Below are 24,976 nucleotides of genomic sequence, written 5' to 3'. Positions count from 1 at the left end.
ATCAACTAGCAAGGCTGGCTTCTAAGGAGGCTACCCAATCAGCGACAGCCTCTTCTGGGTCGGGCGTTTCTATTGCATCAATAACTAGCATAGGCAAGACAGGCTTAGCGCCTAAAGAATGTAACAAATTCTTAAATAAGTACCCTGCCCCTGCAAACTCCTCATACGAGCTATCACCTAAGGCAATTAACCCGTACTTTATATGATCTAACCTTGGCTTTTGATCAAAGACATCTTCATACAAAGGCAGCAAATTATCAGGAATATCTCCTTCGCCAATTGTGGCAGTGCATACCACTACAATATCTGCATCACTCAGAATCAAATCGTCAGCTTCAGGACTATCATTAACCGTTGCGCTGTGGCCACTTTTAACTAATAGATCGGCGGCATCTTCTGCTGCTTGCTGTGCATTACCGTATGTAGAACCCACTAAAAATAAAACTGATGCCATAACGAACCTTATACCGAACTCTCAATGTGAAACGCATACTATAGCGAAAACTTTTAGATATAAACGATTGAATCAATTAACGCTCTGAAAATCTTATTTTTTGCTGACGAATCAACGCTCAAGGTCTACACTAACACTAGACATGTTTAAAAGGAGTTTTCAGATGGGTAAAGAAAGCCTTTCCAAGCTTTTGAATACGTGGGAGACCAACGCTTCAAAAGCCAATGACCTAACAGAGACATCAATCTCGCTGTTTAAATCCGATCTCATCCGCATTACCGCTCTCTCGCAAATTTATAAACTCCCCGAGCACGAAGTCATCGCCTCCCTCCTTCATGAAGCACTGAACGAATTAGAAGCAACTATGCCCTATATCGAAGGTGACAAAGTTATTCGAGTAGAAGACGGTGAAGAAATCTACGAAGATGTTGGCCCTATGCCAAAGTATTTAGCCGCACAAAAAAACATACTCAATAAAGCGGGATAAACAACCATAGGCTACCGAGGTTTTTTAGCGATCACCTCGGCCTGACCTAACACCAAACTAACGCACACCAAAAATGTTACTTTATAACATTTCATTACTGTAATACACTTCTCCTTACTTTTCCTGGCTATCGGCCAGCGTTATCACTGTTCCGAAAGCTATAATAATTAGGACACACGTGCTTGTTTAAGCCAGCATCTGAGTTATCTATTTTAAAGAGCCATCATGCAATCGAGTGAATTACAGCAAAACACCCCGCTTATTCCGACCCACATCATTACCGGCTTTCTGGGCACGGGCAAAACTACAGCCATCAACCACCTGATAAGCCAAAAGCCTGCCCACGAAAAGTGGGCTGTCATCATTAATGAATTTGGACAAATAGGGGTGGACCAAACAGCTATCCCAACACAAGATGATATCCACATAAAAGAAATTGCCGGCGGTTGTGTGTGCTGTGCATTAGGGCCAGCCTTAACAATTAACCTAGCCATGCTCATCCGAAGAATACAACCTGACCGTATTCTTATAGAGCCAACAGGGTTGGGACACCCCTCGGGTCTCATTGATATCATTCAGGGAGAGTCCTTTTGCTCGGTTCTATCTCTGCATAGTGTCATTTGTTTACTCGACCCACGAGCAATGGATGATCCAAGAACCACTAGCCATGAGACCTTCATAGACCAACTCAACCTGGCTGATTATATTGTGCTCAACAAAACCGATGTAGCCAGTGACACCCTGTTAGACCAAGCACTCAAGCTGGCGGAGAACATGTACCCCCCAAAGCAAGCCATTTTGAAAATGGCATACGGTAAGGTACCTATCGAAGTATTAAATACACAGCATATCGACGAATTCAGCGCTAGTTTCCCATTAAGTCACGAAGCGGAACACACTCGTAGCTTACTGGTTACGCCTCCTTTGCAGCCCTTGATGCTGACGGAGCCAGCTAAACCGATTATGAAGACGGGTTTCTCAAATGATATCTATAGCTGCGGTTGGGTGTTTCACCGCGATGACATATTTGATTACGAGGCGTTACTAACGTTAATTAATTCAATTAGCCCAGTACTCAGATTGAAGGGTGTCTTCAGGACATCTAAGGATAGAGTCTTCTTTAATAACGTTTCTGGCGAGCTTTCCATAACTCCCATTGCTTGGCGGCGAGACTCTCGCATGGAAATACTTTCGCAAACAAAACTAGACTGGGCTTACATTGAAGAGCAACTTTTAAGATCGCTGGCAGACAAGAGTCACAACGAATAAGACTTACACCTAGATATCAAAAGCTTGTTATACTTGTGTTTTGTAGACTTTCTTAATAGACAATCAGCAATTAGTTTGGAATACAATGTCGCACATTAAGCACGCTAAAATATTAGGCATTTCTATCGCACTCGCATTAGGCATTTCGGCAGCTTCACCGTCGGCTTACGCTCAGGATGATGAGTATTGGACCTATGAAATGCAACAAGGCGACAATGTATGGACCATTGCCCATGAGCTGCTAACTGATTGGAGAAAATGGCAAGAGATTACTGAGCTTAACAACGTCAGCAACGATCGTATCATGGCAGCGGGTACTCTGCTTCAGATTCCAAGAGACTTCATTCAAGAGCGCCCTGCCGCAGTCCAGCTCGTAGAAGTTTCAGGCCCTGTTTCACTCATCAGCCAAACAGGAGCCACTAAAGAAATAGACGATGCCATTGTGCTAGCCGGAGACGTCATTACCACCGGCGAAAACGGTAGCGTCCTCATTAAATTTGAGGATCAAACCGAAATACTCATCACCCCTAATAGTGAATTAGTGATTGATGAAGCCCAAGTTATTGGCAGCGATAACAACTTTACAGACATTAACGTTAAGCTCAACAAAGGTGAGGCAGAGATCCACGCCAACCCGAACAAGCAATCCGGCTCTCGTTTTATTATCCAGACACCCACCGCATTCGCAACAACTCGCGGCACGGTATATCGTGTAAGAGCCAATGACGACAGTACGGCTGCCGAAGTAACCCAAGGTAAAATTGATGTTACAAACGCCTTAGGTAACACCCGTGTCCCAAAACGCTTTGGAACATTAGCCTACAAAAATGAAGCTCCTCGCAAGCCGGTTAAATTATTATCCGAGCCAGACCTAGAAGCGCCAGATGATATCCGCTACCTGCCTGCACGCGTATCTTGGCAGACACTGAATAAAGCCGTTAATTACAGAGCTCAGATATCAGATCAAGCCGATTTTTCGCGTATCGTGCTGGATACTCAAAGCCCAGTCGCTAAATTAAATATCCCTGTAGAACTGCCCGACGGACAATACTGGCTACGTGTTCGAGGTATCGATAATAATGACCTACAGGGTTTAAGTACCGTGAAGCCTTTCACGATCGATGCCCGACCCTTCCCTCCAGTTATTCAAGCGCCTTTATCGACAGATCAAGTCTATGCCGGTGAAGTTAACTTTAATTGGACACAACCTGAAAATGTCGTTAAGTATCATTTTGAAATCGCAACAGATGAGCAATTTACTTCGCCCGTTGCTATTTTTGAACCAACCACAGAACACACGCAAACCCTTACCCTAGAGCAACCAGGTCAATATTTTTGGCGAGTGACCAGTGAAGACAACCAAGGCAAGGTTGGCCCTAAAGGACATACGTACCCACTTACAGTAAAACCTGTACCGGCAACACCCGAATTAGAAGCGCCAGTAACAAGCGAAGACACACTAGGCTTTGGCTGGCAACCGGATGATATAACCGTGAGTTACCAAGTACAGCTGTCTAACGATCCTTCCTTTGAAGAAGTTCTGCAAGATGTTACAGTGCCAGAATCAAGTGCTGTGTTACAGAAACCAGAAATGGGCACTTACTATTTCAGAGTGCGGGGTTTTGACAGTGATAATTTTGCCGGCGGCTGGTCTGCCACGCAACAAATAGAAGTACCACTCGACTCTTACCTACCCGCTATTATTTGGACGGCCTTTACTGTGATTTTATTTTTGTAAGCTTATGGATTTGCTTAAACACAAGGATGCGGGATTTCTGCTATGCCTAATACTCGTGTTAGGCACAGCACTAACGCCTTTACAAGCCGTAATCGATAATACATTGTTTGACCGAGTTACTATCAGCCGTGATAGCTACGACTCTCCTGACCCCATTCTTATTGATATTGATGACAAGAGCCTAGAAGCATTAGGCCGTTGGCCGTGGCCAAGACACTTACATGCCGAAATGATCGATCTTCTAAACCAAGCGGGGGCTCAGGTAATCGGTTACAACATCGCATTTGTTGACCCTGATATAGAAGAGCCGCTCAACGATCTGCGCTTACGAGAAGCCATCAGCAAAAGCGCGAACATCGTGCTCCCAGTATTTGGCGAAAGCGGTACAACAGTCTACCCGTTTCGTAATCCACAGATACCCAATGGTAGCCAACTAGGGCATGTAGAGGTTGATGTCGATAGCGACGGGCGGGTGCGCCGTACATTTCTTAAAGCTGGGATTGATGAACCTAACTGGCCAGCATTTGGGCTTGCTATGTTAGATAACACAACTGTACTAAATACGTTTTTTCCCGGTACACGAGCACCTCATCATCGAATGGGGGTTAACCGCAAATGGAGTCGTGATAGAGAAGTACTGATTCCAAGACCCCCGCAAGCGGTAAGCTTCCAGCGCTTTAGTTTCATTGATGTATTAGAAAAAGGCATACCGAGCAATATCTTTAATGGGCGGCCTGTATTTGTTGGCATTCAAGCTGCTGGCCTTGAAGCCCGCTTTCTTCTTGCAGGCGACTCTAACCTAAACATGGTTTCCGGTACTGTTCTGCATGCCAATTTATATCAAGCACTTGTTCAACATGCGGTACTCACCCCCATATTGCCTATTTGGGGTTTGTGCTATGCCATCATATTAACCGCGCTTTTGTACGCCACATTTATCTTGCTTGAAAAAAGCATTGTTATACGTTCGCTATCGGCCGTTTTGTCTGTGATATTTTTGGCCCTCCCTCCGCTGGCCGTTTATCTGGGCTACTGGCTGCCTATTGGAGCATCATTAGTGGGCGCCATTGTCGTGGTTGGGTTTATTATTTTAAAAGCCATGTATGCTCACAATAACAAAACAAGAACAGATCAAATAACCTCATTGTCTAGTAAGCGAATGTTTGACGAAACGCTGTCTCTTGAATGGGAGCAAGCGATACGCAAAAAAACGCCCCTATCGGTTATCCTTATTGAAATAGATCAGTTTAAGCGGTTCTCTGAGACCTTTGGGCCTGAGCGTGCCAACTGGGTGCAAGCACGGGTTGGGCACATACTTCAAAACCACCAAAGACGCAGCCGCGATCTGGTCGCACGTACAGGTTCTGCTCAATTTGCCGTTGTTTTACCAATAACTCCTAATGCGATTGCTTACTCATTAGCTGAAAAAATGCGTAGCGACGTGGAGTCATTGCAAATAGAGCACGTTAAAGCACATCAAGTGATCACGATATCCACAAGCATAATTACTACTTCAACTTCTGAATCTCTTGAATTACAAGATTGGATAAAACTGGGGTATCAGCAGTTAAATACTGCCATGGCAAATAATGGAAACTACTCGGCTAATTGCGCACCTTCTTCAAGCTCAGCTAACGCCAGTGCATAATAGATAGATACCATTAAGAGATAGCGTGCTACTCCATTATTGGAGCATAAAAAAAGCGGCCTAGGCCGCTTTTTTCAATGGTGACTCAACAAGTTAACCCACTTGTTTTGCTATAATATCTTTCCATTTGGCTGGCCCTGTGGTGTGAACAGACTCTCCGTTCACATCAACCGCAACGGTCACTGGCATATCTTTCACTTCAAATTCATAAATTGCTTCCATGCCCATTTCAGGGAAAGCAACTACTTTTGAACCAACAATAGCCTTGGAAACAAGGTACGCTGCACCACCTACTGCCATTAAGTAGACTGCTTTGTAGTCCTTAATAGCATCAATAGCAACCTGTCCACGCTCAGACTTACCAATCATACCTAGCAGACCTGTTGTATCCAAAATCTGACGGGTGAACTTATCCATACGTGTGGACGTAGTCGGGCCTGCAGGACCAACAATTTCATCCCCTACAGGATCAACCGGCCCTACGTAATAAATGAAACGACCTTTTAAATCGACCGGCAATTCTTCACCATTATTGAGCATCTCGATCATACGCTTATGCGCAGCATCACGACCTGTTAGCATCTTACCGCTCAATAATACCGTCTCACCTACTTTCCAATCTTGCACTTCTTCAGGCGTAATGGTGTCGAGATTAACACGGCGTGTATTCGCCCCTACCTCAAAGGTGATTTCCGGCCAATCATCTAAACTTGGAGGAGTCAGGATTGCTGGGCCATCACCTTTCAATGTGAAATGCGCATGACGTGTTGCAGCGCAATTTGGAATCATACACACAGGCAACGAAGCCGCATGGGTTGGATAATCCATGATTTTCACATCAAGCACTGTGGTTAAACCACCTAAGCCTTGAGCACCTATACCCAGAGCATTAACCGCATCCATAATTTCTAAACGCAGCTCTTCAACACGATTTTGCGGGCCTCGCTCGCGCAGTTCATGAATATCAATAGGCTCCATTAAAGACTCTTTTGCCAGCACGGCCGCTTTTTCTGCCGTACCGCCAATACCTAAACCAAGCATACCAGGAGGGCACCACCCCGCTCCCATGGTTGGAACGGTTTTAACCACCCAATCAACGATACTGTCAGACGGGTTTAACATGACCATTTTTGACTTGTTCTCGGAACCGCCGCCTTTGGCCGCCACGTGAACTTCAACTTCGCCACCTTCAACAATCTCATAATGGATGACGGCTGGTGTGTTATCTTTGGTATTCTGACGCTTGCCTGCAGGATCCGCCAAGATCGACGCACGCAACACATTATCTGGGTGATTATAGGCTCGGCGCACACCCTCATTGACCATGTCCGTGACGTTCATTTTAGCGTCCCACTGAACATCCATCCCGACCTTTAAGAATACGGTTACAATGCCAGTGTCTTGGCAAATAGGTCGATGTCCTTCGGCTGACATACGCGAGTTGATAAGGATTTGAGCCATGGCATCTTTCGCCGCTGGATTTTGCTCCTTTTGGTAGGCTTCATGAACACCTTTTACGAAGTCTACCGGATGGTAATAGGAGATAAATTGCAGTGCATCAGCAATGCTGCTAATGAAATCATCTTGGCGAATAACGCTCATTGAGGCTCTCCACTTAACTGTATTAAGTCACAGGTTGATTAAGGTTCTACATCAAAGATTAGGACTCTAGGGTGGTCCAATTGCAGCGATTATACACCAAAATTCCGCACCCGCGGCATGTGTCGTTAGTCGAAAATCGCTTAATAGATTACTCAAACAGATATACGTCTACGCTACATTAATTTTGATGCCTTGCGGGGCAACAACTGGTTTAACTTTACTCACACACATTTATCTTTTACGTATTAGTTAAAGTACAAACTTCCCTACCCATTACAGAGCTAAGCTAAAGCGGGTGAAAAGATGCATAAAAGTCCGCTATTATGTTATCAAGGCATCCAGGGTCATTAAGATGTAATAAAGCCAATAAAACATAAACTTGTTCACGAAATATCGAACCAAACCCGGGAACCTCCCGCTTTTTATCAGTACAGGAAGTACTTATCGTGCATAACATAAGAGCCATTAATATTTATCATTCTATGGCTAGTCACCGGAATATGACTCACTATGGTTAATGAGCCTCAAATTACATTTTTTTCGGGTGGTTCAGCTCTTAAAGATACAAGCCGTACACTTAAAAAATACACTCGTCGTTCGGTGCATATTGTGACCCCGTTTGATTCAGGTGGAAGCTCTGCCACGCTACGAGATGCCTTTAACATGCCAGCAATTGGCGACCTTCGCAGTCGATTATTAGCCTTAGCGGACGAAAGCCAGCCTGGTAACTACGCCACTTACAAACTGTTAAATTACCGCCTACCTAAAACGCAAGCCAGATCAGCTTCAGCGCGCGAATTAGAAAGTGTTATTACGGGTACTCATTCTTTAAACAGGGGTGTTCCGAAGGCGTGGCAAGAAGTTATATGCCGAGATATAGCCCGCTTTAAAGCTGACATGCCTGTTGATTTTGATCTACGAGGAGCCAGCTTAGGCAATTTAATGATTGCAGGCGGCTATCTAGAAAACCAATGCCAGTTAGATCCCGTGATAAAGCGGTTTTGCCGATTAGTAAATGTGCAAGGCTACGTCAACACGGGCTGCGATACCCCGTTACACCTTGCTGCCCACCTTACTAACGGTGATTACGTCGTAGGCCAGCATCGAATAACCGGTAAAGAACTTCCAGCACTTAAGCACTCTATTAACAGCCTATTTCTTTGTCACGTTGATGAAGATATGAAGAATGGAATAGTCGAAAGAGTCAATTGCCGAGCCAAAACGGATGTGCTGCGCAAAGTCAGCACCAGTGATCTAATTTGTTATGCACCTGGAAGTTTTTACAGCAGCCTAGTGGCTAACTTACTTCCTCAAGGAATGATTGAGCAAATTAGCCATGTCCAATGCCCTAAGGTCTTTGTTCCTTCTCTTGGAATAGATCCCGAAGTTCCTCACATGTCATTGTACGATCGAGTATTGCTACTAATCCGATATTTAGCTCGCGAAGATTCACCTGTTACTGATGTACTGAGTACCGTCTTATTCGATCCTCAATACACACCACTAACGGCATTAGAAGAAGAGCAATTAAAGAAACTAGGCTTATCCTTAACAAAAGAAAGCCTAGTCGATCCTGCAAGCTCATTGGCACAACCACACTACTGCCCGACTAAGCTATCCACTACCCTCGTTGATATGGCCAGCTAGGCTGGCCGCTCTTATCAAGTGCGGCTCGGTAAGTCCCGCATCAATAACGCATAATCCATATCAACGTCTAGACTCATTGGAATTTGAACAACATGCCCAGAACCGGGCGCGCGGTCAGTTGATTTTCCTTTTTTGTTCAGCATTTCTGCAAGCGTAAACTTATGATTACCGTGCGGAGTCATTAATTCTAACGTATCGCCTAGCTGGAATTGGTTTTTCACATCCACTTCCATCATGCCAGTTTGAGTATTTCGCCCTAAAATTTCACCAACAAACTGCTGTTGGACACCGACCGAATTACCATTTTGATAATTTTGATACTCATCATGCACATGGCGGCGATAAAAACCTTCCGTATAACCACGGCTAGCTAAGTTTTCAAGCTCATCCATCAATGACATATCAAACGGATTACCAGCCACCGCATCATCAATCGCTTTGCGATAGCTTTGCGCTGTTCGCGCAACGTAATAATGTGATTTAGTTCGGCCTTCAATTTTTAACGAATCGACACCCATTTCGGCTAAGCGATGTACATGTTGAATAGCGCGCAGGTCTTTAGAGTTCATTATGTAGGTGCCGTGCTCATCTTCAAAAGCAGGCATGTATTCGCCGGGGCGCGTTTCTTCTTGTAACAAAAAGATTTTGTCAGTCGGTTTGCCTTGCCCTAAATCGGGCTGGTCTTGAGCCATCGCGTCGACTGGATCGAAAGTTTGTACAGGAACAACATCTCCTGAGTCATCGACTTTGGCTTCATGTGCATCGTATTTCCAGCGGCATGTATTAGTACAAGTGCCTTGATTTGGGTCTCGCTTATTAATATAGCCCGACAATAAACAACGACCTGAGTAGGCTATACATAAGGCGCCATGTACAAATACTTCAATTTCCATTTCGGGGCAGCGCTGACGAATTTCAGCCACTTCATCCAATGACAACTCCCGCGAAAGAATAACGCGTTCAACCCCAGCTTGGTGCCAAAACTTAACGGCCGCCCAGTTCATCGTGTTTGCTTGAACCGATAAATGAATCGGCATGTCAGGGAAGTTTTCTTTAACCAACATGATCAAACCAGGATCGGACATAATGATCGCATCAGGCCCCATCGCAATAATAGGCCGCAAATCATCGATATAAGTCGTTAACTTGCTGTTGTGAGGCAAGATGTTACTGGCTAAAAAAAACTTTTTTCCTAGCTGGTGTGCTATCTGGATCCCTTCACCCAAGTTATCCATATTAAAGTCATTATTACGCACACGCAGGCTATAACGTGGCTGGCCGGCATAGACAGCATCGGCACCATAAGCAAATGCATACTTCATATTTTTTAACGTGCCGGCGGGCGAAAGTAACTCTGGGCTAATCATGGGTGGACTCAATACAAGTTAGGGTTCGTTAGGTGTAATAGATCGAGATATTCAGGACAGGTCCTGCAGATCTACTTCAAACAGAGGAGTATATACGGAACCGTGCTCTCCTTGCTTGCTCTGGAACAATACAACTGAATCCGCCAAGCTGTACAAATCGAGTGACGGCCAAGATTCAGGGGGTTGGAATTTATTCTTTCGAGGCAATTTCCCTAAAGTAATATGCGGCCTAAAATCTGCCGGATCACTTTTCACGCCAGCCGCTTCAACCACAGAGGCCACTTTCTTTTGGAAATTTTCAAGATGCTCGTTTTCAGGCGGCAACGCTGCAATTAAGGACAGTTCGGGATTGATTGGATAGTACTCTATGCGATCCAAGCAAATTTGAAAGGACGTTTCACTGCATAAGTGTTCTTTAGCCAGCGCCTCTAACTGATCTACGGTGTCCAGCGCTGTGTCACCAATAAAACAAAGGGTCAAATGATAGTGATCGGAATCAACCCAATCAACTTCTAGGTTTCTATCATTTGCGCATAAATCATCAGCTTGGTCAGCTAACTGTCGCACAACGGGCTCTGCTAATCGCAAAGCAAAAAATGTTCGAATCCTCATGGGTTCGTTTTGTGTACCTATTCAGTTCAAACAAGTCATTTTGCACATCAGCTGGACCAAGCGCAATGCTTTTATGGTGACAAAGATCAGTCTATTAACGCCCTACCTTGAGAGACAGAGCATTTAGTTGCTGGCGAATATTTAACAACTCGCTATTTACTTGACGACGCGTTCCATCAATAGCCGCTATCGCCTGCTCGTTAGTTGCCACGCGACGAGTTAACCGGGTGTCCGTTACACTACCAGCAACTTTAGCTAACTGTTTTGTGTAGCTATCAAGGCTAGCTACACGCTTATCCAAAGCAGCCAATTTGGCTTGCTGCTGGTTAGCTCGATCTACACTGGTTTCATCAAATATAGCTAATTGCGTTTGTAGCTGTAATGAAAGCTGATCTAAGCTATCCAGACGCTGTGCTAATGCTTGAATGGCCTGATTAGCAGTATCGGTCGAGGACTGCTGGGAGCTTTCAAGCTCAGTTAACGATTGCTGCTGATCAGAATTCGCTTTCAGGATTAAGGCTTGCTCTTTTGCTACCTCAGACAGCTGCTCTTTCATCTGAGCTATTTGGTTAACAGATTCTACTACCGTTTCACTGGACGCGAGCAATACCCCTATACGTTCCTGATCAGTTGTTTGCTGATCCAACATACGATTTATTTGCTCTGAACGATCGGTTGCTTGCTCCGCCAACGCCTGAGTGGTTTGTTCTAATTGGATAATAGATGCTTCTAACTGTGTGTTTTGATCGACTGTGGCCAACTGTTGTGCCGTTAGTTGATCTAAGGCCTGCTGCAAACCTTCAACTTGCTGCTGCAACGTTTCCCCAGACTGCGACGCCGACTCACTGGTTTGCTGCAAGCGCTCCTCTAAAGCAGACACCTGCTGTTGAGCTTCACTTAATAACGCACGCTGCTCCATTAAGGTAGATTGCATTCCAAATGCAAGATAACCCAATACTCCACAGCCTGCCGTTAGCAACACTAAAATAAGCGTAGTAACCCAGCTATCGCCTTGGCGGTTGGTTGCTTTTACAGACGAGCTAGCCGTGCTTTTTTTACTCCCTGCGGAAGCCGCCGAAGATTTATTGGACTCTTTTAGCTCATCTGGATCTGCAGGCCCCATTAGAGGGACATTTATTTCTTCGTTATCACGACTCATTCAGCTTTAACCCTACCTGAACACTAAAACTCGTCTCACGTTACCAGTTTTATGAGTAAGACTAAAGCGGCTCAAATAGACTATTAAGCATCGCTTAGATGTTGATTGTATTCATAAGATTAATTTGCATCCAATAAAGCAAATGCCTCCCGCGTGAGGTTCCGCGCTCCGGTTGCTGTAACAAGAATATTATCCTCAATACGAACCCCTCCCCAAGGCTTAAGCTGATCCACAAGGTCCCAATTAACAAACGAGCCAGCGGCAACTGTGCGCAGTTTCTCTAATAGCGACGGAATAAAATATAAACCCGGCTCAACAGTCAGAACCATACCTTCTTCCAGCACACGCGTTAAACGCAAAAAAGGATGGGAGGCAGGCGGCGCTTTAACTGTGCCTTGGCTGTCTTGTTGAAAACCAGCCACATCATGCGTTTGAATGCCTAAAAAGTGCCCTAAACCATGCGGAAAAAACGTTCGAGTAATCACTTCTTTTACTTCATCAGAGGGCGGGCACTGCGCCAGTAATTTTGTTGATAACAACACATCCACTAAATACTGATGGGCTAGACGATGCAATTCAATATAATCCAACCCTGGCTTAATCTGTTCGATAACACTCAGTTGTAATCGATCTACGGCTTTAACGATAGCGGCAAATACAGTAGCGATGGCTTGCTCTGCTTGAGGCATATCAACAGCGGAAGCTGACCAGGTGCGCGTGATATCCGCAGCATATCCAAGATAGCTCGCTCCCCCATCCAGCAGTAGCGTGCGAGCAACAGGCAATGGAGAGCGGCTTTTATGCTGATAGTGCAAGGTCGCCGCATTTTCATTTAATGCCATAATAACGTTGTAGGGTAGCTCGTGATCTAAATGTCCTGTGGCTTGCAAATATCGATTATGTAATGCACGTTCGGTAAGGCTGCTTTCATTGCTTTGAACGATACTTTTCTGAAAAAGCGCTTTGGCCGCTGCGTGACCTTTTACAGCGCAACAATTCGCCCGAAAAATACACTCTATTTCCCATGATGTTTTAATCGCCCGATCAAAATGCAGCGTATTAAGTAAAGCGTCAGGATTACATTCAAACTTGTTTGAAAAGTTATGCAGCGGCTCCTCTGCAACTACGGCATAGCGCTGGTTTTCCTGTGTCATCAGTGCAGGTGCTGGGTCCGTAATTAGGCTTATATCAAACAATCCAGCCCACTCATCAACAGGTAATGGCGTGCTTTGATACCAAAAATCATTAGGAGCATAGATGTAAAGAGCCGGTTTTTTACCTTTTTGTATCAATAACCAACAATCGGCAGACTCATGTAAAAAAGGCACCCAACGAACAAAATGAGGGTTGGCTCTAAAGGCATAATGCGTGTCATCTAAAAAATGTTTTTTTGTGTGGCCCGAGCCAATGAGTAAAGCATCAAAATCATGTTGACTTAGCGCTTGCTCCACCTGCTGCTGCAAACTTGATATGTGAGTTTCAAAAAGAGAGAAAGCTATCATTACGCCAACAACCTAACTAAAAAATAAAATGAATCCAATTACACACCCACTTGCATCCCATCGTTTGCTAAACCTGACCAAAAAACATCGAGTTGGCTGCGATGGTTATCGCGTAAGCGGTAAAGGCGAATTTGCAAAGGAATTTGCCAGCGCTCATCGCCTGCTATAGCTAACTGACCATAATTCACGCTGTCGTTAATAAGCCGTTGTGGTAACCAGCCAATTCCAAAACCCTCTTTAACCATGGCTTTAACACTAACCGACAACATATTTTCATTAACGGTCGTTAAATGCGGCGGCTCTAGCCCACTGGATAGGGCATGATCAATTAAAGGCCTAAGAAAAGAGCTAGGATGATAGCTGATATAAGGTAATGGCTCCCGTTTTTTACCAGGTAGCTGAAACAAAGGAGCCTGCTGTTCATTCATCGCCGAAACAGGCACCAGCGCTTCCTCACACACAACTTGGTATTCAAAGCGGGTATCATCCAATGCTTCTATAAAAGTAATCTGGGGATGCCAATAACACAGGAGCAAATCACATTGCCCCTGGGTAAGCGCATTAACAAAGTCACTCGCCGCCCATGTTGTTGAAGACAGGTCTAACTCTACTTCGACATTGTGCTTTTGAGCAGATGGCTGCAACCAATTACGATAAAACATCAAATACAATGTTTGTGTTGTAGCAAAGCGCAGGCGGTTTTCTTCCTGTTTTTTGATTTCTTTGCATTGAGCACGCGTATCTTTAGCTAAACGTGCAATTTGCTGTGCACTGGCCAAAAATATTTCACCGGCTGGCGTTAGCCCTAATGGCAGGGTGTTACGATCAATTAAGGTAACCCCCATTTCTTCTTCCAGCATTTTTATCCGACGGCTCAATGTCGGCTGAGTAATATTGCGCTCATCTGCTGCACGAGAAAAATGGCGCGTGTGGGCTAGCGCAATAAAATCATCCAACCAGCGAGTTTCCATTTAACGCACTCGGCCTATCTGTTGCTCATTAACGCGCTCAAGCATGTTGTTCTAACCATTCAGCTATAGGATGCAACAAGCTTTTACCCAATTGCTTAGATCGCTCAGGAGACCAGCCGTAGGCCAGATCAGGTCGTTTATCGTAGTCCTTAAAAGGCATTTCTAACGTCATGGCAGGACAACCGAAGGTTTCTCCTACCCAAAATGAAGCGATGGTGAGTGTCTCTTGGCCAAATTTTCCTGGCTCATAGCCTCTTTCCACTTGGAAGTCGGGGTTAATGCGGGCAAGGTTTTCTTTAAAAATCCGTTCGGCTGTCAGAATATCATCGCTGACAAGTGGTGAACCTGCTTGCCCAGCAATAAAGTTACACGGTAATGTTTCATCACCATGGATATCTAGATACAAATCTACGCCTGTCTCTTTCATTTTTTCCCGAACAACCAACACTTCTGGACTTTTCTCGGGTGTTGGGTCATGCCATTCACGGTTCAGGTTAGTACCGACCGCATTGGTGCGTAAATGCCCTCGTACTGAACCATCTGGGTTCATGTTCGGCACGACCCAAAATACACATCGCTCTAATAATTGACGCGACAGCGCATCATGCTGATCCACCAGACGCTCTAGCAACCCTTCTACAAGCCACTCAGCCATCGTTTCACCAGGATGCTGACGTGCTGTAACCCAAATATTTATCGCTTGATCAGTTGAGCAATGAGCCGTGCTGGATAGTTTAAGTAACTCTATATCACGCCCGTCAATAGTGTTACCTAAATCGATTAACTGGCAACGATGCGACTGCTGCGCACGAGCCACAAGATCTAAGTGCTGCTCATGACTATAGGGTGCGAAATAAGCATAATAAATACTCGCCTGTGACGGTTCGTGTTGAAGGATGAGTTCCCCCTTTTCATATTGAGTAGGCACTCTGAACCAACACTGTCGATCATACGAAGCTACCGCTTGATAACCATCCCAACCTTCAGCATAAGCGGCATCTGCTGCATTAGTAATGCGCATGGTTAATGCTTGTCGGCTAGCGCCCTGCACGCGAAAATAAAACCATTGGAAAAAATCTGATCCGTTGTCTGGTTTAATGGACAGCTGAATATCACTAGCGGTGTCCGCCGAAATGACTTCGATATTTCCGGCATCAAACCGGCTACTAATCTTCACGTTCTAGCTCCTGTACAAACAGAGGAAACAAATAAGCGATTCATTACTTTTAAATTCGGTTTTCTTCAACAGCATGGCAAGCCACTTGGCTACCGTCTATCTGACCTTTTAACACAGGTACTTCTGATTTACAGCGCTCATTTGCATGTGGACAACGCCCATGAAATACACAGCCCGCGGGTAAGTTAACAGGCGTAGGCACTTCGCCGGATAAACGAATGAACTCTGGGCGGTCATCTTCTAACCGTGGAATCGCCGACATTAATGCTTGTGTGTAGGGGTGGCGCGGGGTATCAAACAATGTTTTAGTTGGGGCTAGCTCACACACAGTGCCCAAATACATGACGGCTACTCGCGTGCCAAAATGCTCAACCACAGCGAGATCATGCGTTATAAAAAGATACGTTAGGTTACGATCTTGCTGTGCCTCCATCATCAAATTAAGGACCTGAGCTTGAATCGACACATCCAACGCTGATATCGGTTCATCTGCCACAATAAACTCTGGATCTACTGCTAATGCGCGGGCGATGCTTATTCGTTGACGCTGCCCCCCAGAAAACTCATGCGGATAGCGCTCGCCCCAGCTTGGATCCACACCCACCGATTGCATAACCTCAGCCACTTTATCACGCACCTCAAAAGGGCTCATCGCTGGATTGTGAAACCGAAGCGGCTCTTTAAGGGTTTCTAAAATTGTCATTCGAGGGTTCAATGACGCATAGGGGTTTTGAAAAATCATCTGCATTTTTTTTCGATAGGGTAGAACCTGCTTATCACTCAGATGATCAATACGCTCTCCACGATAGGCCACTTCGCCGCTAGTCGGCTTTAATAAGCCCATTACCGTTCTCGCAACGGTTGATTTTCCGCAACCCGACTCCCCTACTACGCACAGAGCCTCACCGGCGAACACCTCTAGGTTTACACCATTGATCGCATGCACGTGCGCCTGCTCACGAACAATTCGGCCTTTTTTAAAACGTAGCTGATCTAAAAAGTCTCCGGACAGTGAAAAGCGTTTATACAAATCACGCACTTGAACCAACGTTTCTTTTGTCGGAGCGGCATTGAAGACGCCAACATCGGTAGAAGGCGACACAGAGTTTATTATTTGACTCATAGCTCAGCCCTCTCCGCTAACATTAAATCGTTTTTCATTTGGGCCACCATATGACAGGCAACCTGACAATTACCCGATCGAGTAAAACCCGGTAACGCTTCACTACATATAGGGTTGGCATAATCGCAACGCGGATTAAATGCACAGCCTGTCGGGATATTTTGAAGAGCGGGCATGGCGCCACGAATCTGATTTAGATGCTGGCCGGGGATGGCCATTTGCGGTAATGCATTCATCAAACCTTGAGTATAGGGATGCTGTGCATCATTGATGATTTCCTTGGTTGGCCCCTGCTCAATCACGCGTCCGGCATACATTACCAACATGTGTTGAGTAACCTGAGAAACCACACCCAAATCATGTGTAATTAAGATTAATGCCACACTATGCTGCTCACACAAATCTAACATAAGTTCCATAATTTCGGCCTGAATGGTTACATCCAATGCCGTTGTAGGCTCATCGGCAATGATGATATCCGGATCAAGTAATAAAGCGATTGCTATAACAATCCGCTGACGCATCCCGCCTGACAACTCATGCGGATATTGATCCAGCCTTTTATCAGGCGAAGGGATTTGGACTTGCTGTAGCTTTTGTAATGCAATACGACGCGCATCGCGTGATGATATTCGACGATGAGCTTTTAAGCATTCAACCATCTGGTCGCCTATTGTTAAGACAGGGTTGAGAGTCATCATCGGGTCTTGGAAAATCATTGATATTCGATTGCCCCTGATTTTTCGCAAGGCGGCGGCCGACATGCTTGGTAGATTATTTCCCTCAAACATAACCTGACCACCCGCAATATAACCGGGCTGCGCGATCAAGTTTAAAATAGAGAACCCTAAAACCGATTTACCCGCTCCAGATTCCCCCACAATGCCTAAACGCTGACCACGATCGAGAGTAAAATTAATATCGTTTAACGCGGTTACGGTGCCACTTCGTAGCCCAAAACACACCTCAAGATTTTTGACTTCTAATAACGCCATGTCACTACCCCTTGTACAATTTAGGGTTAAGCACATCACGCAGCCAATCCCCCAGCAGGTTCATCACTAGTACTAATGCAATTAGCACCAATCCAGGAATCACAGTGATCCACCATACACCTGAAAAAATATACTCAAAACCGCTGGCTATTAATGAGCCCAATGACGGTTGAGTCACCGGCATACCCAGCCCCAAGAAAGACAAAGAGGCCTCCGAAATAATGGCATTGGCGACTTGAACAGTCGAAATCACAAGAATAGGAGATAAGGTATTGGGCAATATATGCCTAAACATAATGCGTATCTGTCCAAAACCCATTACGCGAGCCGCATCGACGTACTCCTTACGTTTTTCGGCTAATACAGAAGCTCTAATAGTCCGTGCGTATTGCGGCCATTCAGCAATACCTATCACCAAAATTAACATGAGCATGGCTAAACGCTGATAAAGCTCTGTTCCAAACGACGCTTGAAAAACAGCCAGTACGATAATGGCAACCATCATGGTAGAAAACGACAGTTGGATATCCGCCATACGCATTAAAAAGCTGTCAATTCGCCCCCCTACATAGCCAGCTAACAAGCCGATAACAATACCTAAGGTGGCTTGCAATAAAACAGCGCACAAACCAATCAATAAGGACACTCGTGTACCGTAAAGAATGGTCGACAACATATCCCTACCTTGAGCATCTGTCCCTAAAAGAAAGCGACCATCCGCTCCGTCCTGCCAAACAGGAGGTAGCTCTGAGTCCATAATGTCGATAGTTGACGGATCATAAGGGTTAAAGGGTGAAATAAGTGGCGCTAATAAAGCCACCAGCACATACAGTGTAAACAGTATTAAACTGACCTGTGCGATACGATCAGTTTTAAAACTATGGAAAAGATGAGATTCACAAAAACGCTGCCAACGGCTTGGTTGCTCAACTGTGCCATCAAAAAGAGAATCAGCCATGTGCATTACCTGCTAATTTAACAGTGGGGTTAACAAGCCCGTAAATTAGATCGACTACGGTATTAGTGACTACAAAAATGCCGCCAACTACGATGAGATAAGCCACGATCAACGGTGTATCTACCCGGTTTACCGCTTCCAAAAATAAGAACCCCATTCCCGGCCACTGGAAAACCGTCTCGGTTAATATCGTGTAAGCCACCATCGTGCCTATTTGCACGCCTCCCACCGTAATCACGGGAAGCATAGTGTTTTTAAGAGCGTGTACAAAATAGATACGCCAAGGGGAAATCCCTTTTGCCCATGCAAATTTCACATACTCTGATTGCAACACTTCCATCATTTCCGACCGAATTAGCCGGATAAATAATGGCAGCATGATAGATGCCAGTGTGAAACTCGGTAAGATCAGGTGCATCAGACCGTCAGCTGTCAACAACCCCGTCTCCCAGCTACCCACAACAGAGGTCGTTTCACCCCGGCCATAGGAGGGCATCCACCCCAGCTCAATTGAAAAGACGTAAATAAGACCGATAGCTGTCAGGAATACAGGAATAGAGATCCCTATTGTACTCAGCCCCATAATGGCCCGAGACAACCAACTTTTAGGACGGATGGCGGCATAAACACCAGCAGGAACTGAAAATAAAACAATGATTAAGGTAGCACCAAACACTAATTCTAACGTGGCGGGTAACTTTTTAAGGATGACTTCTAGTGCTGGCTCTTTAAAGAAATAGGAGTTACCTAAATCTCCCTGAATAGCTTTTTTTGCAAAGCGTGCATATTGAATTAAAAATGGGTCATTCAGCCCCATCTCCTCACGCAATGCTTGGCGCTGCTCTTCTGTTACACGCTGCCCAACCAATTCACGTAAAGGGTCGCCGAGGTTCTCTTGTATAGAAAAGCTAATCAGGCTAATAACAAACATCACAACTATAGCCTGGAAAAAACGCTTTATAAAAAATGCAATCATGGGCAAAGTCCAATCATCAGAACAAACAACGAACAAGCCACTTGATACTCCCCCTTCTTGTATCAAGCGGCTTGACTCAATAGGAGGATTACTCCTCGACGACTAGGTCACCCAAGTACGGGAAGTTCAGCACGTTGACAACCGCTTCGGCCTCTACGCCCTTACGTGCTCCCCAGCTTAAATTTTGCCAGTGCAAAGGGACAAATCCAGCGTCATCGTATACTGCTTTTTCCATCGATTGCATAAGTGCGGCACGTTTTTCGGTATCAGTCTCGCTATTAGCTTCTACCATCATTTTATCAACAGCAGGGTTGCAGTAGTTGCCACTGTTGTATTGCCCCATACCGGTTTCTGTATTAGGACATGCCGACAAAAACTCAAAAAAGTTATTGGTATCTTCTGTGTCTGAGTGCCAACCAATCATCATGATATCCGCCGAACGCTTATCAAATTCTGGCCAGTATTGAGCTTTAGGAATAGTTTTCAGATCCACTTTAATATTGATCCGAGCCAGCATGGATGCCGCCGCTTGCGCAATTTTCTCATCGTTCACATAACGGTTGTTAGGTGCCATCATGGTGATGCTAAAACCATCCTCATAGCCAGCTTCTTTCATTAGCTGTTTAGCTTTTTCAAGATCGTAACGCGGCGTTAAGGACTCGTTGTGTCCCAGGTAACCGGCAGGTGAAAACTGAGCGGCTGGGGTCGCAAACCCTTTCATTATTTTATCAACAATGCCTTGTTGATTAATGGCATAGTTAATAGCCATGCGTACTTTAGGGTTTTTGAAAGCTTCGACGCGTTCACCGTTCAATTGCAAGGTGATGATCCGCGTGCCACTCATCGTAACCAGCTCGACATTTTCGTTCTTTTTAATGCGCTCATGATCACTCGGCGGAACAGGTGCAATAAAATCAACGTCACCCGATAGCAACGCGGCTACGCGTGTAGGCCCTTCTTTGATGGGTGTTAGTGTAATGTTATCCACATTGCCCGGCGAAGTAGTATCCCAGTAGTTAGGATTACGCTTAAACTCGACGCGCACACCTTGCTCTCGATAATCAACAGTAAACGGGCCTGTTCCAGAAATATGACGAGAAGCAAAGCTATCTCCGTGCTTTACCATGGCATCTTTAGGGTTACCATTTTCATCCGTGCCGGAAAAGAACTCACTATCCATTGGGAAAATGTATGTCATATTATTAAGCATGAGTGGAAACGGTGCCTTGGTAACCATATCCACCGTGTAATCATCAATCATCACCGCTTCTTTGAACGGCGAAAAAATCCCTTTAAAGTCAGGTGATTCTTGTAAACGTTTAAAGGTAAACACGACATCTTTAGCAGTAAAATCATTACCTGAATGGAATTTCACACCTTTTCGAAGGTGGAAGCGCATGGTGTTTTCATCAATCCGCTCCCACTTCTCAGCCAAGCGGGGTTCAAATTCCAGATCTTGTGTCCATCGCACCAGAGGGTCGTACGTCATATGTGACAGCTGGATAGTACCACCTGACAACTGCTCATAAGGATCCAAAGAAACTGGATCAGCATCGTACGCCATTTTTAATGAAGCCGCTTGCGCGCCCATTACACTCAGCGCTAAAACAGCACTGCTTAAAAACGATAGTGTTCTTTTCATTATTCAGTCCCTTAGCAATTAACAGGTTCATCTGTTTCGCTATTAAGACTACTCAGACCACCAAACAGGGACAATTTAAATTCCTTTGGTAGCTATACGCTAAACGTATGACCATTATTGTGCATTAAGCGCACCTACCAAAGGCCTACATTTAAACGGCTAGTTTTACTTTGCAAATAATTGGCTCATATCTTTAAACGCTTTAAACTCAAGTGCATTGCCACATGGATCCAATAAAAACATCGTCGCTTGCTCGCCGACTTGTCCTTTGAATCGAATATAAGGTTCAATTACAAACGGTGTATCCAGCGATTTTAACCGTTCGGCGAGTGCCTCCCACTGATCCCACTTTAATACCACACCAAAATGAGGCACGGGTACATCATGACCATCAACTGGGTTAGTTACCGCCTCTTCTTGCGAAGGGGTTTTTGGGTGGTGATGGATAACGAGTTGATGGCCATAGAAGTTAAAATCAACCCACGTTTCACATGATCGACCTTCTTCTAAGCCAAAAACATCTCGATAAAAAGCACGCGCCAAGGGCACATCAAATACAGGAATCGCTAGATGAAAAGGCTGTATGCTCATATTATTAGCTCTCTTTTATATGTGATTAGAAAACAGATTAAGTAATACGATACTTTTTCTAAGATTACTGTACATTTTTTTTTATGAATGTCGCTACCGTTAGGCAGTAGCTTGTTTGCGGTGCTTAACTTGAGTAGTTACAATTTTTCTTGTTATACCTATCACCACTAAATTCTACGCAGCACAGCTCTCTTTAAACTCAAGCGCTTTCTCATACACCCTACCAGCTTCTAGATGTTGGGTATTCACCGTCTCTAAATACCCCCTGACTACTTGGTCTAATACAGGCTTCCATTCTGGATTTTCAGCCAGTCCACTGATTGTATTAATGGTGTGTCCTTTTTCTAAGGCTTCAGCGCGGCCAGCGGCATCAAGGTTATCCAGCTTTTGTCCCATAATTCGGGCCCACTCCATACCACTATTTTCATCAATGACTGTTTGAAGATGATTCGGCAATCGAGCATAAGACTCGGTATTCATTGTGGTAATAAATGAAAGTGTATAAAGCGCAAGCTCAGTATGCGTATCCAGCTGTTCATTCAAGCGAAAATCCTTCATAGCCTGCCACGGAAATGCTACACCATCTATGACTTTGCGTTGAGCGGCTGTATAAGTTTCAGGAGCTGGCATGCCAACCGGCTGCGCGCCTAGTTTAGCGAGGGCTTGCGCTACCACTGTTGTCGCACGCCTGATGCGCAAACCATTAAGATCTTCAGGTGATAAAATATTTTTCCCGTTTGTATGTATATGCCCAGGTCCATGTGCAAAAAAGAAAAGTGGGTGCGTATCCTGATATTCACTACTAATTAGCTTTTCATCATAAAGCTTTTGCAAAACACAGCTGGCATTTTCGGCCGTTTCCACGATCCCTGGCAGCTCAATGATTTGAGTTACAGGAAAGCGCCCAGCCATATAGCCTTGCGCCGTGATGGTTATATCTACAATTCCGCTTGCTGCTGCCGAATAACTGCGCGCCGCTTTGGCTAGTGTTTGAGCGGGGTATATATCAATGACTAATTCACCACTAGACGCTGTCTTAATAGTTTCAGCCCAGTCATTAATAACTTGATCGACACTTGAACCTGCAGGCCAAAAGTGGCCAAGACGTAATTTATAAACATCAGCATAGGTATTCGCTGCCATTGCCATGCTTAGCAGCATGACAAAAAAAACTTTCATAAATTTCATAACTTCATCCTTGTTATTGATATTTAAAGATGGTGATTATCAGCTAGAGCAACGATGCACTTACGAGGATTTCATACTCTCTATAATCCTTCTAGCTTTGTTAGCAGCTACATCAACATGAATATCAATCATTGGCTTCCCTTCGAAACGCTTCATGTTTGCATATTGCGCTTCTATAACAACTTTATCCTCATCAAAAGTTAAAGCGGTTTGCTCAATAACTTTTGCCTTTATGTCTTCAACATTATCAATAGGATTAGTCGCCATCGTCCAAAAGTAATGAGAACTAGTGGATGATTCTGGGGTGATGCAGTGAAGCCCTCGCATATGAAAACCGCCACGGTTAGGATCATCAACCGCATCGGTATTAACATCTACAGCCCCAGTCCAAATTTTTAGATGAGAAGGGCAAAATTCAATTTCTTGCCAACGATCAACCTTACCTTTAAATGGGTAAGCCGCTAAATATGTTGGCGGTGGATTCGAATTACGCATATACCGTTTAACACTGACAGTGTTCCCTTCACTGATTACATTCATTTCAGCATTCATGTGTATTTTGGCATCCCCACCTATGGTATGAAGATGCACATACCCTAGGTGACTCAAATCTAAGAGGTTATCATGAATCAATTGGTAAGGCGCATCATAGTGATAGACATCTCCGTCATACACATACGTTTCGTCGTTATGAACCTCATACCTTGGCGGCTGGCTTAAAGGCTCTGAGTTTTCTTCAGCCCCAAACCAAACCCACACCAGAGCATCTTGTTCTTTAACATGATAAGACGAGACCCTCGCTTTAGAAGGCACTTTTTTTTGCCCGGGAACTTCAATACATTTTCCGGAACCGTCGTACAACAAACCGTGATACCCACAGCGTATTCCTTGTTCTTCAATGGTTCCAGAGGACAAGGGTAAATCCCGATGGCAACAACGATCTTCAAGCACATTAACCTGCCCATCTGGAGTCCTATAAATCACAATAGGCTTATCAAGCACCATTCGAGCAATAGGGACTGAGGACAACTCTTTACTTAAAGCAACCACATACCACATATCTAAAGGGTACGCAGAAACGCTATTTTCACGGCTGTCTCGAATTCCATCATTCTTAAAATATTGTACTGTCATTATTAACCTCTTATTTTTATTTTCTAATTTGCACGCCCTAGTTTACGACTCAATACAGTTGACATATCAACAATACAAACAATTAAGTTGACATGTCAACTTAATCTACCAGCCTTTCATGCATACACCCTATAATCACTTAACCTTTAATTACTGTATTATGCTCAGTAATTGACGGCTTTGTGCCTTATATGAAAGCAGAACTGAGAAAGACTTTAGATGCCAAATCACCCTGATGATGATAAGACCACCCAATTAGATCTGAAGGTCTATGTACCCGCATTAGTAACATTTCTTGCCAATAAACTATCTAGCGGAGCTTCAAACTGTTACCGAAAGCATTTTAATATTGGTGTTGTCGAATGGAGAATATTGGCACTGCTAAGAGTTGAAAGAAGCATAACCGCAAATAGAATTTGCCAAGTGATAGGGCTTGATAAAGCCGCCGTAAGCCGTGCTCTGAAAAGTTTACATAAGAGAGAGCTGGTTTTGTTTGCCAAAGATGAACAAGACGGAAGATCAACAATCATCAGCTTAACAGCACATGGCGAAGAGCGTCATGACCAGGTACTTACGGTAGCTCTCAAACGTGAAGACCTGTTATTGGGTGACTTAACACCCGACGAAAAGTCCTCTTTGATCCATCTGCTTCAAAAGCTCAATGCGCGAGTTGAGGTAGTTAATGCTTATGTTCCTGAAGACAGTAACTGATACATGATTGTTTTTTCTTTTAGAC

General features: G+C 44.6%; 22 protein-coding genes. 6 read left to right on the top strand and 16 right to left on the bottom strand.

Annotated features, from left to right (window positions below):
- Position 1: 1 nt before the first annotated feature.
- Entirely contained in the window at positions 2-454 is a 453-nt protein-coding gene (locus tag OW491_RS16380) for a flavodoxin domain-containing protein (RefSeq protein WP_075172781.1), read from the bottom strand.
- 163 nt (positions 455-617) lie between these two features.
- Between OW491_RS16380 and OW491_RS16375 the strand changes: the two genes are divergently transcribed.
- The 4 genes from OW491_RS16375 to OW491_RS16360 all read left to right on the top strand — a co-directional run bounded on the left by OW491_RS16375 (position 618) and on the right by OW491_RS16360 (position 5,596).
- Positions 618-941: a hypothetical protein gene (locus OW491_RS16375; RefSeq protein WP_075172782.1), complete on the top strand. Its 324-nt coding sequence runs from the start codon at positions 618-620 to the stop codon at positions 939-941.
- A gap of 225 nt (positions 942-1,166) precedes the next feature.
- Positions 1,167-2,210, top strand: coding sequence for a GTP-binding protein (locus tag OW491_RS16370; protein ID WP_290036971.1), 1,044 nt, complete (start codon positions 1,167-1,169; stop codon positions 2,208-2,210).
- Between the two features lie 85 nt (positions 2,211-2,295).
- Entirely contained in the window at positions 2,296-3,948 is a 1,653-nt protein-coding gene (locus OW491_RS16365; RefSeq protein ID WP_290036969.1) for a FecR domain-containing protein, read from the top strand.
- A gap of 4 nt (positions 3,949-3,952) precedes the next feature.
- Positions 3,953-5,596, top strand: coding sequence for a CHASE2 domain-containing protein (locus OW491_RS16360; RefSeq protein WP_290036968.1), 1,644 nt, complete (start codon positions 3,953-3,955; stop codon positions 5,594-5,596).
- 93 nt (positions 5,597-5,689) lie between these two features.
- On the opposite strand, the gene OW491_RS16355 is transcribed toward OW491_RS16360, so the two are convergent.
- Complete coding sequence (locus tag OW491_RS16355; protein WP_075172786.1) at positions 5,690-7,198, bottom strand: fumarate hydratase; 1,509 nt, start codon at positions 7,196-7,198, stop codon at positions 5,690-5,692.
- 510 nt (positions 7,199-7,708) lie between these two features.
- On the opposite strand from OW491_RS16355, the gene OW491_RS16350 reads away from it, so the two are divergent.
- Positions 7,709-8,845 (top strand): GAK system CofD-like protein, encoded by a 1,137-nt coding sequence (locus tag OW491_RS16350; RefSeq protein WP_290036967.1) that lies wholly within the window; start codon positions 7,709-7,711, stop codon positions 8,843-8,845.
- Positions 8,846-8,859: 14 nt separating this feature from the next.
- Here the strand turns inward: OW491_RS16350 and yegQ are convergent, their stop codons facing one another.
- The 14 genes from yegQ to OW491_RS16280 all read right to left on the bottom strand — a co-directional run bounded on the left by yegQ (position 8,860) and on the right by OW491_RS16280 (position 24,240).
- Entirely contained in the window at positions 8,860-10,212 is a 1,353-nt protein-coding gene (yegQ, locus tag OW491_RS16345) for a tRNA 5-hydroxyuridine modification protein YegQ (RefSeq protein ID WP_277252332.1), read from the bottom strand.
- A 51-nt stretch (positions 10,213-10,263) separates the two neighbouring features.
- Positions 10,264-10,824 (bottom strand): RNA 2',3'-cyclic phosphodiesterase, encoded by a 561-nt coding sequence (gene thpR / locus OW491_RS16340; protein ID WP_075172789.1) that lies wholly within the window; start codon positions 10,822-10,824, stop codon positions 10,264-10,266.
- Positions 10,825-10,918: 94 nt separating this feature from the next.
- Positions 10,919-11,983, bottom strand: a complete 1,065-nt coding sequence (locus tag OW491_RS16335; protein ID WP_290036964.1) for a hypothetical protein — start codon at positions 11,981-11,983, stop codon at positions 10,919-10,921.
- A gap of 119 nt (positions 11,984-12,102) precedes the next feature.
- On the bottom strand, positions 12,103-13,485 hold the full coding sequence (gene pepQ / locus OW491_RS16330) for a Xaa-Pro dipeptidase (protein ID WP_290036963.1): 1,383 nt from the start codon (positions 13,483-13,485) through the stop codon (positions 12,103-12,105).
- A 38-nt stretch (positions 13,486-13,523) separates the two neighbouring features.
- A complete protein-coding gene (locus OW491_RS16325; protein ID WP_075172792.1) occupies positions 13,524-14,456 on the bottom strand; it encodes a LysR family transcriptional regulator in 933 nt (310 codons plus the stop codon).
- A 37-nt stretch (positions 14,457-14,493) separates the two neighbouring features.
- Positions 14,494-15,633 carry a M14-type cytosolic carboxypeptidase gene (locus OW491_RS16320; protein ID WP_290036962.1) on the bottom strand — a complete coding sequence of 380 codons (1,140 nt, stop codon included), beginning with the start codon at positions 15,631-15,633 and terminating at the stop codon, positions 14,494-14,496.
- 49 nt (positions 15,634-15,682) lie between these two features.
- A complete protein-coding gene (locus OW491_RS16315; RefSeq protein WP_290036961.1) occupies positions 15,683-16,756 on the bottom strand; it encodes an oligopeptide/dipeptide ABC transporter ATP-binding protein in 1,074 nt (357 codons plus the stop codon).
- Positions 16,753-17,751: an ABC transporter ATP-binding protein gene (locus tag OW491_RS16310; RefSeq protein ID WP_075172794.1), complete on the bottom strand. Its 999-nt coding sequence runs from the start codon at positions 17,749-17,751 to the stop codon at positions 16,753-16,755. The genes OW491_RS16315 and OW491_RS16310 overlap by 4 nt, the downstream gene beginning before the upstream one ends.
- 4 nt (positions 17,752-17,755) lie before the next feature.
- On the bottom strand, positions 17,756-18,709 hold the full coding sequence (locus OW491_RS16305) for an ABC transporter permease (RefSeq protein ID WP_290036960.1): 954 nt from the start codon (positions 18,707-18,709) through the stop codon (positions 17,756-17,758).
- Positions 18,702-19,685, bottom strand: a complete 984-nt coding sequence (locus tag OW491_RS16300; RefSeq protein WP_290036959.1) for an ABC transporter permease — start codon at positions 19,683-19,685, stop codon at positions 18,702-18,704. The genes OW491_RS16305 and OW491_RS16300 overlap by 8 nt, the downstream gene beginning before the upstream one ends.
- An 88-nt stretch (positions 19,686-19,773) precedes the next feature.
- A complete protein-coding gene (locus OW491_RS16295) occupies positions 19,774-21,327 on the bottom strand; it encodes an ABC transporter substrate-binding protein (protein ID WP_075172797.1) in 1,554 nt (517 codons plus the stop codon).
- A 165-nt stretch (positions 21,328-21,492) separates the two neighbouring features.
- Positions 21,493-21,918 carry a VOC family protein gene (locus OW491_RS16290; protein WP_290036957.1) on the bottom strand — a complete coding sequence of 142 codons (426 nt, stop codon included), beginning with the start codon at positions 21,916-21,918 and terminating at the stop codon, positions 21,493-21,495.
- A gap of 174 nt (positions 21,919-22,092) precedes the next feature.
- Positions 22,093-23,106, bottom strand: coding sequence for a TRAP transporter substrate-binding protein (locus tag OW491_RS16285; RefSeq protein WP_075172799.1), 1,014 nt, complete (start codon positions 23,104-23,106; stop codon positions 22,093-22,095).
- Positions 23,107-23,166: 60 nt separating this feature from the next.
- Positions 23,167-24,240, bottom strand: coding sequence for an aromatic ring-hydroxylating dioxygenase subunit alpha (locus OW491_RS16280; RefSeq protein ID WP_290036956.1), 1,074 nt, complete (start codon positions 24,238-24,240; stop codon positions 23,167-23,169).
- A 219-nt stretch (positions 24,241-24,459) separates the two neighbouring features.
- On the opposite strand from OW491_RS16280, the gene OW491_RS16275 reads away from it, so the two are divergent.
- Positions 24,460-24,951, top strand: a complete 492-nt coding sequence (locus OW491_RS16275; RefSeq protein WP_075172801.1) for a MarR family transcriptional regulator — start codon at positions 24,460-24,462, stop codon at positions 24,949-24,951.
- Positions 24,952-24,976 lie beyond the last annotated feature (25 nt).

This window comes from Neptunomonas sp. CHC150 (genome assembly GCF_030397555.1).
In the GTDB taxonomy this organism is placed as follows: domain Bacteria; phylum Pseudomonadota; class Gammaproteobacteria; order Pseudomonadales; family Balneatricaceae; genus Neptunomonas; species Neptunomonas phycophila.
This window is presented reverse-complemented; position numbering and strand designations above follow the sequence as displayed.